Annotated in this window: 14 protein-coding genes and 1 pseudogene; 10 read left to right on the forward strand and 5 right to left on the reverse strand. The window is 61.0% G+C overall.

Annotated elements, in window-relative coordinates; all coding sequences use genetic code 11:
* Nucleotides 1–163: 163 nt before the first annotated feature.
* The 10 genes and pseudogenes from LDN70_RS09110 (at nt 164) to LDN70_RS09155 (ending at nt 8,020) form a co-directional block, all read left to right on the forward strand.
* Nucleotides 164–1,045, forward strand: coding sequence for an amidohydrolase family protein (locus LDN70_RS09110; RefSeq protein WP_223942355.1), 882 nt, complete (start codon nt 164–166; stop codon nt 1,043–1,045).
* A gap of 25 nt (nt 1,046–1,070) precedes the next feature.
* Nucleotides 1,071–2,426, forward strand: a complete 1,356-nt coding sequence (locus tag LDN70_RS09115; protein ID WP_223942356.1) for a 2-hydroxycarboxylate transporter family protein — start codon at nt 1,071–1,073, stop codon at nt 2,424–2,426.
* Nucleotides 2,427–2,473: 47 nt separating this feature from the next.
* Complete coding sequence (locus LDN70_RS09120; protein WP_223942357.1) at nt 2,474–3,559, forward strand: isocitrate/isopropylmalate dehydrogenase family protein; 1,086 nt, start codon at nt 2,474–2,476, stop codon at nt 3,557–3,559.
* Nucleotides 3,560–3,598: 39 nt separating this feature from the next.
* Nucleotides 3,599–4,975, forward strand: coding sequence for an NAD-dependent succinate-semialdehyde dehydrogenase (locus LDN70_RS09125; protein WP_223942358.1), 1,377 nt, complete (start codon nt 3,599–3,601; stop codon nt 4,973–4,975).
* An 8-nt stretch (nt 4,976–4,983) separates the two neighbouring features.
* On the forward strand, nt 4,984–5,442 hold the full coding sequence (locus tag LDN70_RS09130; protein ID WP_223942359.1) for a cupin domain-containing protein: 459 nt from the start codon (nt 4,984–4,986) through the stop codon (nt 5,440–5,442).
* On the forward strand, nt 5,439–5,738 hold the full coding sequence (locus LDN70_RS09135; RefSeq protein ID WP_223942360.1) for an antibiotic biosynthesis monooxygenase family protein: 300 nt from the start codon (nt 5,439–5,441) through the stop codon (nt 5,736–5,738). Before LDN70_RS09130 ends, LDN70_RS09135 begins: the two co-directional genes overlap by 4 nt.
* 2 nt (nt 5,739–5,740) lie before the next feature.
* Complete coding sequence (locus tag LDN70_RS09140) at nt 5,741–5,989, forward strand: hypothetical protein (protein ID WP_223942361.1); 249 nt, start codon at nt 5,741–5,743, stop codon at nt 5,987–5,989.
* A gap of 104 nt (nt 5,990–6,093) precedes the next feature.
* Nucleotides 6,094–6,497, forward strand: a pseudogene (locus LDN70_RS09145) (universal stress protein).
* A gap of 135 nt (nt 6,498–6,632) precedes the next feature.
* Complete coding sequence (locus LDN70_RS09150) at nt 6,633–7,625, forward strand: amidohydrolase family protein (RefSeq protein WP_223942362.1); 993 nt, start codon at nt 6,633–6,635, stop codon at nt 7,623–7,625.
* A gap of 224 nt (nt 7,626–7,849) precedes the next feature.
* Entirely contained in the window at nt 7,850–8,020 is a 171-nt protein-coding gene (locus LDN70_RS09155; RefSeq protein ID WP_286198878.1) for a hypothetical protein, read from the forward strand.
* Nucleotides 8,021–9,703: 1,683 nt separating this feature from the next.
* On the opposite strand, the gene LDN70_RS09160 is transcribed toward LDN70_RS09155, so the two are convergent.
* The 5 genes from LDN70_RS09160 to LDN70_RS09180 all read right to left on the reverse strand — a co-directional run bounded on the left by LDN70_RS09160 (nt 9,704) and on the right by LDN70_RS09180 (nt 15,639).
* On the reverse strand, nt 9,704–10,387 hold the full coding sequence (locus tag LDN70_RS09160; RefSeq protein ID WP_353618911.1) for an MFS transporter: 684 nt from the start codon (nt 10,385–10,387) through the stop codon (nt 9,704–9,706).
* Nucleotides 10,388–10,419: 32 nt separating this feature from the next.
* Nucleotides 10,420–11,130: an MFS transporter gene (locus LDN70_RS09165; protein WP_286198879.1), complete on the reverse strand. Its 711-nt coding sequence runs from the start codon at nt 11,128–11,130 to the stop codon at nt 10,420–10,422.
* 131 nt (nt 11,131–11,261) lie between these two features.
* The gene (locus LDN70_RS09170) at nt 11,262–12,068 is read right to left on the reverse strand and encodes an SDR family oxidoreductase (protein ID WP_223942365.1); all 807 of its coding nucleotides are present in this window, start codon (nt 12,066–12,068) and stop codon (nt 11,262–11,264) included.
* 13 nt (nt 12,069–12,081) lie between these two features.
* Nucleotides 12,082–14,337, reverse strand: coding sequence for a glycoside hydrolase family 3 C-terminal domain-containing protein (locus tag LDN70_RS09175; protein ID WP_223942366.1), 2,256 nt, complete (start codon nt 14,335–14,337; stop codon nt 12,082–12,084).
* 36 nt (nt 14,338–14,373) lie between these two features.
* Nucleotides 14,374–15,639, reverse strand: a complete 1,266-nt coding sequence (locus LDN70_RS09180) for an MFS transporter (RefSeq protein ID WP_223942367.1) — start codon at nt 15,637–15,639, stop codon at nt 14,374–14,376.
* Nucleotides 15,640–15,683 lie beyond the last annotated feature (44 nt).

Genomic DNA, 15,683 nt, shown 5'->3' on the forward strand with positions numbered 1-15,683 from the left:
CACCAACGGTACCGGGAGAGGCATCCCTTCGACCCCTTATTGGCATTTTACGCACCTAAAAACCGAAACTAGGTTTTTTGTGCTTGCAAAAAACCAAAATACACTTTACGGTTGTTATGTACGTCACCGACGTTCGCCACACAAAGCAGTGAGGAGAGTTCCAATGTCCGATGTGATCCATCGCGTAGTGCCTGAGGGGTCGATCGACACTCACGTGCATGTCTTCGATCCAAAGTGGTTTGCCTACGCCGACGATCGCGACTACACCCCGGCCGAGGCCGATCTTGAAGCCGTTCAGGCCTACGGTGACAGCATTGGGCTTGACCGCTTCGTCTTCGTCCAGCCCAGTGTTTACGGCACTGATAACTCGGCCCTGTTGGCGGCCTTGAAACTCCACGGAGCCGACCGCGCACGGGCCGTGGCTGTCGTGGGACCGGAAACCTCAAACGGTGAACTCGATGTACTCCATGCAGCCGGCGTCCGAGGGCTGCGGCTGAACGTTAAATCGAACCCCGACGGCGGCAAAGCGGACATCCGCGATCCGTTGAGGGCGCTCATTGCCCGGGCTGCGCCGTACGGCATGGCCGTGGAAATCTTCTGCAGCGCTTCGTCGCTGGCTGGAGCATCCGACATCATTGCCGCCTCGCCTGTACCGGTCATCCTGGACCACTTCGGCGGTATCAAAGTCGCCGAGGACGGGAGAGCCTCCGGCGCTGAGCAGGTCATCGAGCTGTTGGGCCTGCCCCATATATGGGTGAAGCTCTCAGCACCGTATAGGATCGCCGCCATCGGGACAGGATCACCGGCCATCCCCGAGATTGTGCAAGCCCTGGTTAAAGCCCGGCCTGAGCGCCTCGTCTGGGCCTCCGACTGGCCACACACCGGCGGCGGCGCAGACCGAAAACGCCGGGGACCGGACGCCGTCGAGCCCTTCCGGGACATCGACGACATCGCCGAAACCACCGGCTTTGTGTCCTGGCTCAAGTCCGAACAGACTGCACGCCAAATCCTCGTGGACAACCCCTCCACGCTTTTCGACTTCTAACCCCAAAACTATTCCGAGGACGACGATGTCTACCCAAAAGACCCGCACTGAATCCCAACCACCACAAACCAAAAGCGGCATCGTTCCCAAGGGCCGTGCCTTCTGGTGGAAGCTCATGGACACCGACGTCGGCATCATTCCGCTGCCGGTTTACCTCCTCCTGATCATCCTGCTGATTGCCTTTACCGCGACCAAGGGCGTCACCGGGGAACTGGCCATGGTCATCGCCATCTCCGCCGTCTTTGCCTTCACTCTTGGAGAGATTGGTAATAGGCTGCCTCTGGTCCGGCAGATCGGCGGAGCCGCCATCTTGGTGACCTTCATTCCCTCGCTGCTGGGCTACCTGGGCCTGGTGCCGGAACCAATGAAGAAAGCCGTTGGCGACTTCTTCTCCTCCAGCAAGGTCCTGAACCTCTTTATAGCCGCCGTCATCGTCGGCTCGATCCTCAGCATGGATCGCCGCATCCTGATCAAGGGCTTCCTGAAGATCTTCGTCCCGCTCCTGGCCGGCAGTGTCCTGGCCATCGTCTGCGGAACCGCCATGGGGACCCTCCTCGGGCTGGGCCTGCATGACACCTTCTTCTTCACCGTTGTCCCGATCATGGCCGGCGGCGTCGGTGAAGGAGCGATCCCGCTGACCATCGGCTACTCCCAGATCCTCGGCATGGACCAAGGCGAAGCGTTGGCCCGTGTCCTGCCCCCGATCATGGTCGGAAACCTGACCGCCGTTCTGCTGGCGGGCATCTTGTCCCTGATCGGCAAGAAGTTCCCGCATTTGACCGGCAACGGCCAACTCCAGCCCGGCAGCAGCGACATGCTTGACGAAACGGAAGAGGAAAAGCCCGCTGGTCTGGACCTTAAGGCGATAGCAGCTGCCGGCATCACCGCCGTCTGCCTCTACCTCCTCGGCGTTCTGGCCTTCGAACTGTTCGACTGGCCAGCACCTGTGGTCATGCTCTTCGCAGCTGTGCTGCTCGCCTTGGCTCACGGTGTTTCACCTCGTATCCAGGCCGGCTCCAAGGTCGTCTACAAGTTCGCCCTCACCGCTGTGGCATTCCCCATCTTGTTCACTTTCAGCCTCATTCTGACCCCATGGCAGAGCCTGGTAGCAGGTTTCGCCCCGGCCAACCTGATCACCATTGTGACCACCGTGACGGCCATGGTCGGCGGCGGATTCCTCGCCGCGCGCTGGGTCAAGCTGCACCCGGTTGAGTCAGCCATTGTCACCAGCACGCACAGCGGCATGGGAGGGGCGGGCGACATCGCCATCCTGACCGCCAGCAACCGCATGCGTCTGATGCCCTTCGCCCAAATCGCAACCCGCATCGGCGGCGGGCTCACCGTAGCCGGCGCACTGATCCTCATCAGCATCATTCACTAACGCCCTCAATAGACTTCCCGACCACGCACTTCCCGAAAGGCACCACCATGAAGATCCTCGTACTCCCCGGCGACGGCATCGGCCCCGAAATCACCGAAACCACCCTCGACGTCCTCAATACGGTGGACCAGATCCACAACCTCGGACTGGAATTCGAACAAATGGACATCGGACTTAAGAGCCTCGCAGAGCGGGGCACCACCCTCCCGGACGCGGTCATGGAACGTATCCCGCAGGTGGACGGCGTCATCCTGGGGCCGGTCTCCCACTACGAATACCCCACCAAGCAGGAGGGCGGATTCAACCCCTCAGCCGAGTTGCGCATCCAGTTCGAACTCTTTGCCAACGTCCGTCCCTGCCGCTCCCGCGATGGCCTGAGTATACTGCGCACCCCGATGGACTTGATCATCGTGCGTGAGAACACCGAGGGCTTCTACTCCGACCGCAACATGTTCGCCGGTACCGGAGAATTCATGCCTGACGAGAACATGGCCCTGAGCGTCCGCAAGATCACCGCCAAGGCCTCTGAACGTGTGGCCCGTGCCGCCTTCGAAATCGCGCAGGGCCGGAACAAGAAAGTCACGGCCGTCCACAAGGCCAACGTCGTCAAGCTTTCCGACGGCCTGTTCCTCCGCGAAGTCCGCAAGGTTGCAGCTGAGTTCCCTGACGTCGAGCTCGAAGAACTGATTGTCGACGCAGCAGCAGCGTTACTGATCCGCAAGCCCCACGATTTTGATGTCATCGTCACCACCAACATGTTCGGTGACATCCTCTCCGACGAAGCATCCGAACTCTCCGGAAGCCTCGGTCTTGGTGGGTCACTGAACGCCGGCGACAACATTGGTGTGGCTCAGGCCCAGCACGGCTCGGCCCCCGACATTGCCAACAAGGGCATCGCCAACCCGACCTCCCTGATCCTGTCGGCAGCCATGCTCCTGGACTGGCGAGGACGTCGCGACAACAACCAAGCACTCATCGCCGCCGCAGCAGACATCGAAACCGCTGTCGAAACGGTCCTGGCCAACCCGCTGACCCGCACCGGCGACATCGGTGGCTCCCTCGGTACCCGCGAATTCGCGGACGAAGTCATTGCTACCCTGCCCCGGGAACGCGTCGCACAGGCAACCGCCTAACCGCTGGCGCGCGATACCTAATCGAAGGAAAAGAACAACATGATCTCCACGATTAACCCGGTGACCGGTGAAACCACGGCCACTTTCCCCGCTCACACCACAGCTGAGGTTCAGGCCAAGCTCGACGCTGCCGTTGCAGCGCAGAGCCAGTGGCGCCTCGTTCCCGTGGAAGACAGGGTCCAGGTTCTGCGGAACACGGCCAAGGTCCTGCGTGAAAACAAGGCTGAATACGCCGCCCTGATCACCCTGGAAATGGGCAAACCGATCACCGAAGCCGAGGCCGAGATCGAGAAGTGTGCGCTCACGGCCGAGTACTACGCCGAAACCGCGCCCGCGCACCTGGCACCGGAACAGATCGCCTCTTCCGCCGCTTCCTCCGGCGTTGTTTTCGATCCCCTTGGGGTGGTGCTGGCGATCATGCCGTGGAACTATCCCTTCTGGCAGTTCTTCCGCTTCGTGCTCCCTGCCGTTGCCGCCGGTAACGGCGCGATCTTGAAGCACGCCAACAACGTCCCGCAGGCAGCCCTTGCCGTTCAGGACATCATGGAACAGGCCGGACTCCCCGAGGGGCTGTTCGCTACCGTGCTGATCGAATCCTCCGAAGTTGCCGCCCTGATCGCCGATGACCGCATAGCGGCCGTGACGTTGACCGGTTCGACGCAGGTTGGTTCCATCGTGGCATCCCAGGCCGGTGCCGCCCTGAAAAAGCAGGTCCTGGAACTCGGCGGCTCGGACCCGTTCATTGTCCTGGCCGACGCCGACGTCAGAGCAGCAGCAAAAACGGCTGTCAAAGCCCGGTTCACGAACAACGGCCAGTCCTGCGTGAACGCCAAGCGGTTCATCGTCGACGAGAAAATCGCCGATGAATTCGTGGCCGAGTTCACCGCCAACACCAAGGCCCTGATCGTGGGGGATCCCACAGACCCGGCGACAACCATAGGCCCGATGGCAAGAGAAAATCTGCGCACCGAACTCCACGACCAGGTCACCCGCACCTTGGCCGGCGGTGGCCAGCTCGTGCTGGGCGGGAACGTCGTGGACGGACCCGGTTACTACTACGAGCCGACCATCATTGATCATGTCAAGCCCGGCCAGGCAGCGTTTGATGAGGAAACCTTCGGTCCCGTTGCCGCGATCATCCGGGTCTCCTCCACCGAGGAAGCCATCACCCTGGCGAACCAGTCCGAGTACGGCCTCGGCGCCGCGCTGTGGACCCAGGACACCGCCGCCGCCGCGGCGGAACTGCTCCCAAAGATCGACGCCGGTGCCGTGTTCATCAACGGCATGGTCGCCTCAGACCCCCGGCTGCCCTTTGGCGGGATCAAGAAGTCCGGTTACGGCCGCGAACTCGGTTCCTACGGCATCCGCGAATTTACCAATATGAAAACCTTCTGGACCGGCCCCGCCACCAACTAAGGACAGCAATGACCCGCATACCAACAGCCCTTTCCTCTGTGGACGCCGTGATCCTCCGCCCCAAGGAACTGCCCCGCAAAGACCGCGGAAACGGCGCCTCCACTGTTCCCCTGGTCGGGGCACACTTGGGCTCCACCACGTTCCTGAACGGCATCACCACGTTCGCTCCCGGCGCCGCAATCGGCCACCACTCCCACAACTGCGTTGAATCCGTTGCCGTCATCGAAGGCACCGCCTACGTCGACATCGACGGCACGGAACACTACCTGGAGACCTACGACACCACCTTCGTGCCAGCGAACATCGTCCACCGGTTCAGGAACGCATCCGAGACCGAGGAGATGAAAATCCTCTGGACCTACGCCTCCATCGACGCCACCCGCACCATGGCCGGAACCACCGACCGAACCCGCATCGACGAAGAACAAGCCAACCAGCCACCCGTCATGGAAGGAGTCCACGCGTGATCCACGAAATCGCCACCCTCACCATCACCCCAGGCTTCGAAGCAGACTTTGAAGCTGCGGCCGCCAAAGCCGTGCCGCTATTCCAGAAAGCCAAGGGTGCTCTCAGCTGGCGCTTGGAACGGACCATCGAAACCCCCAACGAATACACCCTCACCGTCGGCTGGGAAACACTGGAGGACCACACCGTGGGTTTCCGGGAATCCGCAGATTTCCAGCAATGGCGCGAACTCGTCGGGCCCCACTTCGCCGCACCCCCTCAGGTCAAACACACCCAACACACCTACCAAGGATTCTGACGGTGGCAACAGTCGTACCCGCTACCGCCCCGGGAGGGATCCTGCCGACCGGACGGATCGTCAGGGACTGGGCACAGTTGGCCGAAGGGTCGTGGGTTGAAGTCGTGAGCGAAACCGAACCCTTGGTGTACGCCCGCGTCGATGCTGTGTCACCGGATGGATCCATCATCTGGCTGGTCACGGCAGGCACCGGCCTGCGCACCCTGCACCTGGACACCGATCTCATCACCCTCTATCTCCACACCCCATAACGCAACAGGGGATGCCCGGCCAGTCAGCCTGAGGCATCCCCTGTCCTTGTTAACGCTCATCACGGTTAACCCTCGTCACGCCGCCGCATATACAAAGGAGCTCCATGACCATCGTCGCCGGATACGTCCCTACCCAGGAAGGCGCCGCAGCCCTGGACTACGCCATCGCGGAGGCCAAAAAGTCAGGCAGCCTGCTGGTTGTCGTCAACTCCTCACGGGGCACGACTCTAGTGGACCGAAACTACGCAAGCCCGGAAGAAGTGGACGATGTCGAAGAGCGCCTCGCCAGCGGAGGTCTCGACCACATGGTTCTCCAACCCGTACGAGGCCAGGACCCCGCCGACGAAGTCCTCGACGCAGCCGAAAGACACAACGCCGAACTGATCGTCATCGGCATTCGCAGCGCACGCCCGTGGGCAAACTCATCATGGGCAGCACTGCTCAGCGCATCCTTCTTGAAGCCTCTTGCCCGGTCATGGCGGTCAAAGCAGGCTGGCGAGTGGACTGACCACATCGGCGGCCGTATCGCTTCAGCTGCATCATCAACGGCCCGGCCCCGATTGGGACCGTTTCAGCACGTCCATAGCCAGAACCGCCTTCACTGCCTGCGCACTATCCAGTCATTACTCAAAGGAGAGAGAACATGATCCAACGCGCCCCGCGGACAGCCGCAGCAAAAACCCCGTTGCCCCGCCGTGTCGTCGTCCAAGGCATCGTGGCCGGAGCGGCAATAGTGGCGTTTGGCTCCACGGCAGCGCAAGCATCCGCTGACAGGGAAACACCGTTTTCGGCCGGAAGAGGACGGGCCCGATACAAGGTTCCCGGACAGGCCACGGACGCGCATATGCACATCTACGACCCGGTCAGGTTTCCATATCCCTTCCCGGGAGCCACACCACCGCCGAGAGCAACTGTCGCAGACTACCGGCTCCTGCAAGAACGAACCGGAACTAAGCGCACCGTAGTGGTGACCCCCTCAAACTACGGCACAGACAACCGCTGCACTCTTGAGGCAATCGGTCAGCTCGGCCTCCGCAGCGCCCGCGGGATCGCGGTCATTGACGACAGCTTCTCCACTGCCCAACTCCAGGATCTGCACCAGGCTGGCATCAGGGGCATCCGATTCAACCTCACCCGCCCAGGCGGCGCGGGAGCCGAACTCATCCGCTCCTTGGCCGCCCGGATCGCCCCGCTGGGATGGCATGTACAAATCCACATGAGCGCCGAAGGGATACTCGAAAACTTGAAAAGCATCAACGATCTGCCTACCGACCTGGTCATTGACCACATGGGCCGCATCCCTGGGTCAGCAGGAACATCCCACCCCGCCTTTGAGGCCATCACGAGACTTCTTGATGGAGGCAAGACGTGGGTCAAGCTCTCCGGGGTCTACCACGAGTCCCAGGACGGGCCGCCCACGTACGCCGACCGTGGGGCCATCGGCGCCGCATTCGCCCGGTACGCCCCAGACCGCATGGTCTGGGGAAGTGACTGGCCTCATCCCACAGCATCCCGCGGAGAAGTCCCGATGCCCGACGATGCAGCCATGCTCGACATGTTCGCCAACTGGGTGCCGACCCGGCAGGAACGCAAACGCATTCTGGTGGACAACCCAGAGAAGCTCTACGACTTCTAGGCCAACCACACACACAGATTCGCATGGCCCCGGGCGGATATCGCAAACAGCCCGGGGCCACAGTTGGTTCAGGCGGATGCACGAACTATTCAGCATTGCATTCGACTTGGCATACAACATTGAAGACCTGCGCCAACTTGAGGGAACTTCCGGGCCGGATGTTGGGAATCTTGTAAACAGCTTTTCCCGACACGCACGGCTTCTCGCCCAGGAAACTGCAGTACATGTCAGCAATAGTGCGTGCTTGGGACGCCAGAGCAAATGTGCCACAAGCCGTGGCACATTTGGTGTGGGGACACATCCGCTCCATCTTCGACGAAGCAACCACCGCCGACGAACGCGACTGTTACGCCGCCGCAGCCGTGAGTGCGGATGGTCGCGGAACACCCTGCTGAACATGATGATAAACCGTTCGATGGAACGCACGCAGAGCACTTCGAACTTCACCTGCCAGCTCGCGTTCCCTGACTCGGAGCTGGCACTAGAGATGGCCAAAGACCCCCACAACTGAGAATTCCTAGGGCTCTCCGGCGAGGTTGCCGAACGCAAACTCGAAAACGCCCTGACCACCGGGTCACCGAAACCCTGCACGAACTTGGCCCGGGCTTCTCCTTCGTCTGCTGGCAATTCCACTTCAACGTCGACGGAGACGACTCCTACATAACCTGCTCTTCACCACAGAACGGCTCCGGTAAATGGTCATCGAGCTGAAGACCGGCCGCTTCCGGCCGGCTTGCGCCGGTCAGCTCAATTTTCTACGTCACCCTGGTCGATGACGTCCCCCGTCGTGGTTTCCACAACGAGACCGTCGGCAACCTGATCTGCGGCACCAAAAACGACCGCAGCGTCCGATACAGCCTCTGGAGCAACACCTCACCCATGGCAGTCGCCGCTCACACCTGGGACAAACTCCCCGCCGCCGACGAACAATCGCAGCCCAACGAAGACACCTCGTCGCAGCCCACGACTAGGCCGAACCCGGCTATGACCCAAGCGCCGACCAATAGTCTTCCTTGACGCCAAAACGGGCGGGGCGTTTGGATCTCCTTAACGCCGCCCTCACAACTCTGTTCCGGGTGAAGGATGGCGTTGAAACAAAGTGCAGGAGTGCCTCTCGGAGGTATATATCCGGCCGTGCCGAGCCGGAACCTGTGGCACCGAATTCGGCGCACGAAGTCGCTGACGTTTCCTGCGCATCAGCCATCGGGCGCTGCATGACTCGGCCGCGGTCAATATTCCGCTGAGGCTCACCTTCGAGGGGGCCGGCGCACGAAACTTTTGATCGACGTCGAGTTGCACACATCGTTCACCCTCGACGGGCAAGAACGGGGGTGGAGCCTACGACGGGAATGGCCGTGAACTCATCCGGTTCCTCCCCGAGAAGTCCGGCACAGGGCAGTTCCGCACGCGCTTAACAGTCCGATCCCTTGACTGGCACAGCGAGGAGCTCACGGTGGACACGTCCCGGGCGCAGGGTCGCGTCGGGGTGGCAGAATGGTTCTGGTCCTGGATGGCTGTCCGAAAGGCCGATTCCTGCCAGAACGAATGTCAACCGGTTAGGATGAGGGCAATTCATGCATCGGTTGGGCCGGGTGAACAGCTGCAAAGCCTGACCCACATTTTGATGTTTTCTAAAGGGCTTAAGGTATCTAAAGCGAAAGTTACCTCTTGCCGTGCTGATTCGACCTTGAGGATATAGCGGCCTTCCCTCATCACCTTCTCTCCGCAGCGCGGCACGTACCCTTCCTTGCCAACGGGTCCTGCTGCGCAAACGTGGACGCCAGAAGCGTTCAACGGTTTCCTTCTTTCAACGTTTCCGGGCATTGACGGACGCAAGCGCAATCGAAGAGTTCGCTTGCCAGCCCTGCCCTCGGACAGGTGAAGTTAGAGCGTTCTCAACTGGTCTTTGCCAGATCCCGGGAGTGACGCTTCGCCGATTCTGGGGGTTGATCCAGCAGGCCGCCGCTGCTGGCGATGGGCCTTCTTATCGGCGGGATCCGTTTGACGGACCAGGGCCAGTCGTCTCCGGGGAGGCTGCCTTTGCTTCGATCTCCGCCACGCGTTCTCCTCGGGTCTTCTCACTCAGCTTCTTGGACGGAAGAAAGATGATAGCGAGGACGGTGCAGATGGCCAGCGGGACAGAGGACATGAAGGCATTCGCGGCCCCGCCCGCGTACGCTTCTTGGACGATTCCTCGGAGGGGGCTCTGCAAGGGAACCGATGTCGGTGATACGGGTGATGTCGACCTCGGCTGCGTTGATCCCAGCAGCATCCAGGTGTGCCCGGTTGTCGAGGACGATGGACTTCGCCTGCCAAGTAAGGACCGCTCCGAGCACTGTGACTCCGAAGGTGCCGCCGAGGCTCCGGAAGAAGGCCACCCCGGCGGTGGCCACGCCGACTTCGCGAGGGTCGACGTTGGCCTCTGCCATGAGGACGAGATTTTGCATGATGCATCCGATTCCTATGCTTACCAGCGCCATGTAGGCCCAAAGGAAGGTCATTGGTGTTTCCGTTCCGATCGTCCCCAGAAGTGTGGTTCCGATCAGAAGGGATGATGCGCCGCCAACCATCCATGGTTTCCAGTTCCCCGACTTGCTGATGAGGGCGCCGATAACGGTTGAACTGACTGTTAGTGCTATTACCTGAGGGAGTGCTATGAGGCCGGATTCTGTGGTGGAGGCACCTCGGGCAAGCTGGAGGTACTGGCTCATGAAGACTGCTGTGCCGTAGGTCGCGATTCCTACTGAGAGGCTTGCGATCACGGTGAGCACGAATCCTTTGTTCCGGAACAGTGTCAGGGGAATGATCGGTTCCTTCGCCCGTGCTTCCACGAGTAGGGCGAGGACCAGAATGAGTGCCGACCCCCCCCGGACAGGAGGGCTGATGTCCAGGAGATCCATTCGAACCCGGAGCCTCCCAATGAGGCCCATACGAGTAGTCCCGATACTCCGGCGCAAATAAGCAGCGCCCCGGCGTAATCGATGGCGACGGATCCCCCTTGCCTGGCAGGCAGCTTAAGGGTCAGTAGGACGACGATGAGTGAGACAACCGCGACCGGGATGGTTGCGAGGAAGTTCCAGCGCCAGCCGAATACGTCGGTGATTAGGCCGCCGAGAAGCGGCCCCCCGATAGTTCCCACTGCCATGACCGCCCCGAACAATCCCATGTACTTTCCACGATCGCGCGGGCTGATGATTTCAGCCAGAACAATCTGGGTAAGCGTGAGCAGGCCGCCCGCTCCCGCACCCTGGACAATCCTTCCTGCGATCATTGTTGTGGGTTCAAAGGCGATTCCAGCCACTGCTGATCCGACGATGAAGATGCCCAGGGCGGCCACAACAAGTCCTCTTCGGCTCAGCAAGTCAGCCAATTTGCCCCACACGGGCGTTGTGATGGTGATGGCCAAGAGTGAGCCGGTGACCATCCAGGTAAGGGTGGATTGAGTTCCACCGAGGTCAGCAACGATGCGGGGCAGCGACGTGGAGACTATCGAGCTGGAGAGCATCGCGACGAGCAAACCCATAAGCAGTCCGGTCAGGATTGAACCGACAGGGACGTTTTCCTGCGTTGCGTCGCGGGTGGCAGTTCAGGGCATTTGTTGTCTGGTCCTTGGGTCTTTAGATTCGGCCGGACTCCCTACTGAACGCCGACGGCCAGGTCTGCGAGCAATCGTTCTACTCGCGCGCGTGTACGTTCGAGGACGCCCTCACCTGGGCCGACGTGAACGGTGCCTGCTTCGACGGCTCCGAGCGCTGCCTCGGCGACTTCCCGGGGGGTCAGGGACGCTCCCAGATCACGGATTGATCGTGGGGTCGATGGGGGCAGTGTGATGGCGCCCAGGCTCGCGGAGTTGTGACCAAGAGGTGTATCGACCAGTCCTGGGCAGAGGACCGTGGCCCCAAGCACTGGATTGACCTGCTTCAATTCAAGGTCCAAGGTCTCTGTCAGGCCCACCACCGCATGCATTGTGGCGGTGTACGGTGAGCGCGACGGCAGGGGTGAAAGCCCGCCTGACGATGCTGTGTTCAAGATGTGGCCACGGCCCTGGGCTATGAGCTGTGGAGCGAACGCGGTGGTTCCATTGATGACGCCCATCAATTTGACGCCAATCATTCGCTGCCACGTCTGCTCATCCTGTTCCCACAGGGGGGCCGCTGGCGATATAAGTCCCGCGTTGTTGCACACAAGATCCACCCGGCCAAACAGCCTCATGGTTTCCGCTGCCAGCGCCTCGACTGATCTGCGGTCGGCGACGTCGACCGGGTACCCCACCACGTGGGCCCCGCTTTTGTTCAAGAGGTTGAGCGCAGGTTCCAGGGCATCCTCACGGATGTCTGAGATGATGACGCGCGCACCGCGGTGTACCAGCGATTCTGCGAGCCCGAAACCTATCCCGCTGGCACCTCCGGTGATGACCGCTACGGTGTCTGAGTTGATGTGCATACTGAGTTGATCCTTAGATTGCAGCGTTGAGTTTCTGAAGAAGCGCGGCGACTTCGGGGCGGGGGAGATGCTGGCCGCCGCTGAGTGACCTGATGCGGCCGATCGGAATGCGAAGGCCCGATTGATTGGCGTCGATGCCCAGTTCTTCGGAGGCTACGCTTTGCCGTTCGCGGTGTTGCTTCTGCATGAGCGAACCGACGATTTTGGCTCCGATGGGGTCGGCGAGGACTTCAGCGATGGTTGAATCCTCCGTGAAGGGGACACGGACGTTGTCGCCTTCTATGTCGATCGACGAGGTCAACCGTAGGTCGCGGCTGGAAGCAGCCGCGTGAATGAAGTACGTCCCCTCTTCCACGACCCAGCGCTGCAAACGGGTATCCCAATAGGCGAGGTCATCCCGAGGAATCGTTAGTGTCACGACGGTAGATTCGCCGGCGGGCACGAGTACGTTGCGGAAGCTGCGGAGTTCACGAGGCGGCCTTTGGACGCCGTCTTCCTTCGAAACGTACAGCTGAACTACTTCACGGCCGTCCCGCTTGCCGGTGTTGGTGACGGTCACCTCGGCGGTGATGCCGTCTGCATTCGCGCTGAGCTGCAGGTTTTCGTAGCTAAAGGACGTGTACGAAAGCCCGTGCCCGAAGGGGAAAGCGACATCCCGCTCGAGCCGGTCGTAGCCACGGTAGCCAACAAAGATGCCCTCGCCGTACCGGACGTGAAGCTGGTCGCCCGGGTAGGTCAGGTAGGAGGGGGCATCCTGAAGGCGCAGCGGCACGGTTTCCCCGAGCCGCCCCGATGGGTTCACATCCCCGAAGAGGACATCGGCGATGGCCCCGCCGCCGGCCTGACCCAGGATTGCAGCATCCAGAACGGCAGGGACCGTCTGGGCGACTTCGTGGAGGCGGACCACACCTCCATGAACTATCACTGCGACTGTGCGCGGCTGGACAGCTGAAACGGCTGCCAGCAGGTCAAGCTGGACGGACGGGAGCTCAATTGTTACGCGGTCCGTTCCTTCGGCCTCGTCAGCTGCTGTAAGTCCGAGGAACACAACGGCGACATCTGAGATGGCCGCGAGTCCAACCGCTTCATCGCTCAGTTTCCGAGCATCAGAGCCGTCGTGACGGTAGCCCTCAGCCGAAACGATCTCCGCGTCTTTAGCGAGCTGCTGCATTTCAACGAAAGGCGAGTCGGTCTTCGTCGGTACGACCCGTGAGCTGCCGCCGCCTTGGATGCGTGGATCGGTAGCAAAGGGTCCTATGACGGCGACCCGTCCATCGCGGTCCAACGGAAGTACCTGGTCTTCATTTTTCAGCAGGACCACCGCGCGCCCGGCGACTTCCCGAGCCAAAGCATGGTGGGCATCGATGTCCAGGGATTCGACTGCGTGCAGGTCCCGGGCTTCCCGGGCTCGATGAGCGAGCTGAACCATCCGCTCGGAGCTGGCATCGACGAGTGCGCTGTCCAGAGCACCCGTTCGGACGGCCTCGACCACTTCGGCGTCGGCCGCTTGATCGCCGCCGGGCATTTGAAGGTCCAAGCCGGCCTGGACTGACCGGACCCGGTCCCCAACAGCACCCCAATCGCTGACCACTGCACCTTCAAATCCCCACTCTTCCCGAAGGATGTCGTTGAGGAGGTGTCGGTTCTCTGTTGCCGGCGTTCCGTTGATCCTGTTGTATGAAGCCATGACGGTCCAAGGCTTCGCTTCTCGCACCACGCGTTCGAATGTCCGAAGGTAAATCTCGCGAAGCGGGCGTTCATCGATGTCCGAACTGACACGCATTCGGTCGAGTTCCTGGTTGTTTGCAGCGAAGTGCTTGAGGGATGCACCAGCACCTCGGCGCTGCAGCCCTCGAACCCAGGCTGTTCCCATCACGCCGCTCAGTAGGGGGTCTTCGGAGAAATATTCAAAGTTTCTTCCGCAACGGGGATCGCGCTTGATGTTCACTCCTGGGCCGAGGAGTATGTCCGTGTTGAAGTATCGGGCTTCGGTCCCGAGTGCTTCACCGACACGTTCCACAAGCTCGGGATCCCAAGTCTGGGCAAGGGCAACAGCAGGAGGGAAACAAGTGGCAGGCTCGCTACGGGCGATGCCCATATGGTCTTCATCGCCGGCCTGATGGCGAAGGCCGTGGGGGCCATCTTCCATCACAACGCGGGGAATTCCATTTGGGGTTTTAGTCACCCAAAAGGCAGCGCCGCTGCCCAAAGAGGCTTTCTGCTCAAGGTTAAGCTCTTCCGCAGCGGTGCTGTTCGTCTGGTTTTCCAATGTGGCGCCTTTCTGTTCTCTACGCTAGGGGGCTTGTCAGCGCGTCTTCTTGAGCATGCTGAACAACACGCTGGATGCAAGCAGTAGGCCGCTGGCCGCCAGGAAAGCTGGCGCGAACGTCCCGGCGATCGCTATGACACCCGAGGTCAACGCGGGTGCCACGGCCTGTCCGCCAGTCGCGGCGACGTTGAGGAAGCCCAGGTCCTTCGCTGCCCTATCGCCAGCGGGGAGGACTTCTGTGCTGACCGCTTGTTCGATGGAGTTGTAGATTCCTCCGCCGATGCTGTTGGCTACGCCGTAGACAAGGATCGCCCAGGGAGCTTGGACGAAGAATAAGAATCCTGCGCCGAATGCCATCAGAACGGAGGCGCCGATGATGAACACCTTGCGCCGCTTGAGGCGGTCGGAGATCGGACCGATTGCCGTGCCGACAAATACGGATCCGAACAAGGAGATGATGCCAAGAAGTGGCATGATCGATGCTGCTTCCTGCGTACTGGCCCCTAGGTAGTCCTTGATGATGTAAAGCTGATACCCAGTAACGACGTAGGTGCCGACAATATTCAGGACCCTCCCAAAGAACACCAGGTAGTAGTCCCGGGATTCCCGAACGGGGAATGCGAAGGCGGCAAGGAGGACCTTCGAAGTAAACGGTTCGCGAGGCTGGTGCCGGTTTGAAGCTTCAGGTGCGATGAGTGCGACGAACGGTCCTGCAAGAAGCATCAGTCCGGCGAAGATATACATGCCCGTGGTTGGGTCCGTGAGGAAGCGCGGTGCAGTGATCTGGCCCATGACTGCGATTCCCAGCAACTGGCCCAGTCCGTAGAGCGCCGACATGGTGCCGCGGCGGGCTTTGGGCACGCGATCGGGCAGCATGGCGATCAGCGGTGCGATGACAGCGTTGAGGAAGAACTGGAACAAACACCAGCCGAAGACCATCATCGGAATGGTGGTTGACCCTGCCACGAGGGCGAGTGAAGCCGAAGCGCCAACAGAGCCGAAAATCATCCACGGGGTGCGGCGACCGAAGCGGGACCGTGTCATGTCGGACAGCGCACCGAAGAGGACGTTCGCGATGGTCGCGACCAGGACGCCGCTCGTGGCCAACATGGCAACAACCGCGATTTTGCTGTCGGGGTCGATCATCTCGATTCTCGCCGGAAGCAGCACGGCGTTGAAGGCCATGAACGGACCAAGGCAGAGCATTGATCCAAGAGTCAGGGCCAGGCCGACTCGTACGGGGCGCCATGGTTGCGCAGGAATGGCGGGGCTGCCTTCCAAGGCTGTGGTGGTCTCGTTCATCGTTGAACTTTCTGTAGTCGAGAGGGTGCGGATCCATGGAGGCA

The organism is Arthrobacter sp. StoSoilB22 (assembly GCF_019977315.1).
In the GTDB taxonomy this organism is placed as follows: domain Bacteria; phylum Actinomycetota; class Actinomycetes; order Actinomycetales; family Micrococcaceae; genus Arthrobacter.

Coding starts and splice junctions, on each gene's coding strand:
- LDN70_RS09110 (WP_223942355.1), top strand. CDS start 164: ATGTCCGATGTGATCCATCGCGTAGTGCCTGAGGGGTCGATCGACACT.
- LDN70_RS09125 (WP_223942358.1), top strand. CDS start 3,599: ATGATCTCCACGATTAACCCGGTGACCGGTGAAACCACGGCCACTTTC.
- LDN70_RS09170 (WP_223942365.1), bottom strand. CDS start 12,068: ATGCACATCAACTCAGACACCGTAGCGGTCATCACCGGAGGTGCCAGC.
- LDN70_RS09120 (WP_223942357.1), top strand. CDS start 2,474: ATGAAGATCCTCGTACTCCCCGGCGACGGCATCGGCCCCGAAATCACC.
- LDN70_RS09165 (WP_286198879.1), bottom strand. CDS start 11,130: ATGCTCTCCAGCTCGATAGTCTCCACGTCGCTGCCCCGCATCGTTGCT.
- LDN70_RS09130 (WP_223942359.1), top strand. CDS start 4,984: ATGACCCGCATACCAACAGCCCTTTCCTCTGTGGACGCCGTGATCCTC.
- LDN70_RS09150 (WP_223942362.1), top strand. CDS start 6,633: ATGATCCAACGCGCCCCGCGGACAGCCGCAGCAAAAACCCCGTTGCCC.
- LDN70_RS09115 (WP_223942356.1), top strand. CDS start 1,071: ATGTCTACCCAAAAGACCCGCACTGAATCCCAACCACCACAAACCAAA.
- LDN70_RS09180 (WP_223942367.1), bottom strand. CDS start 15,639: ATGAACGAGACCACCACAGCCTTGGAAGGCAGCCCCGCCATTCCTGCG.
- LDN70_RS09155 (WP_286198878.1), top strand. CDS start 7,850: ATGTCAGCAATAGTGCGTGCTTGGGACGCCAGAGCAAATGTGCCACAA.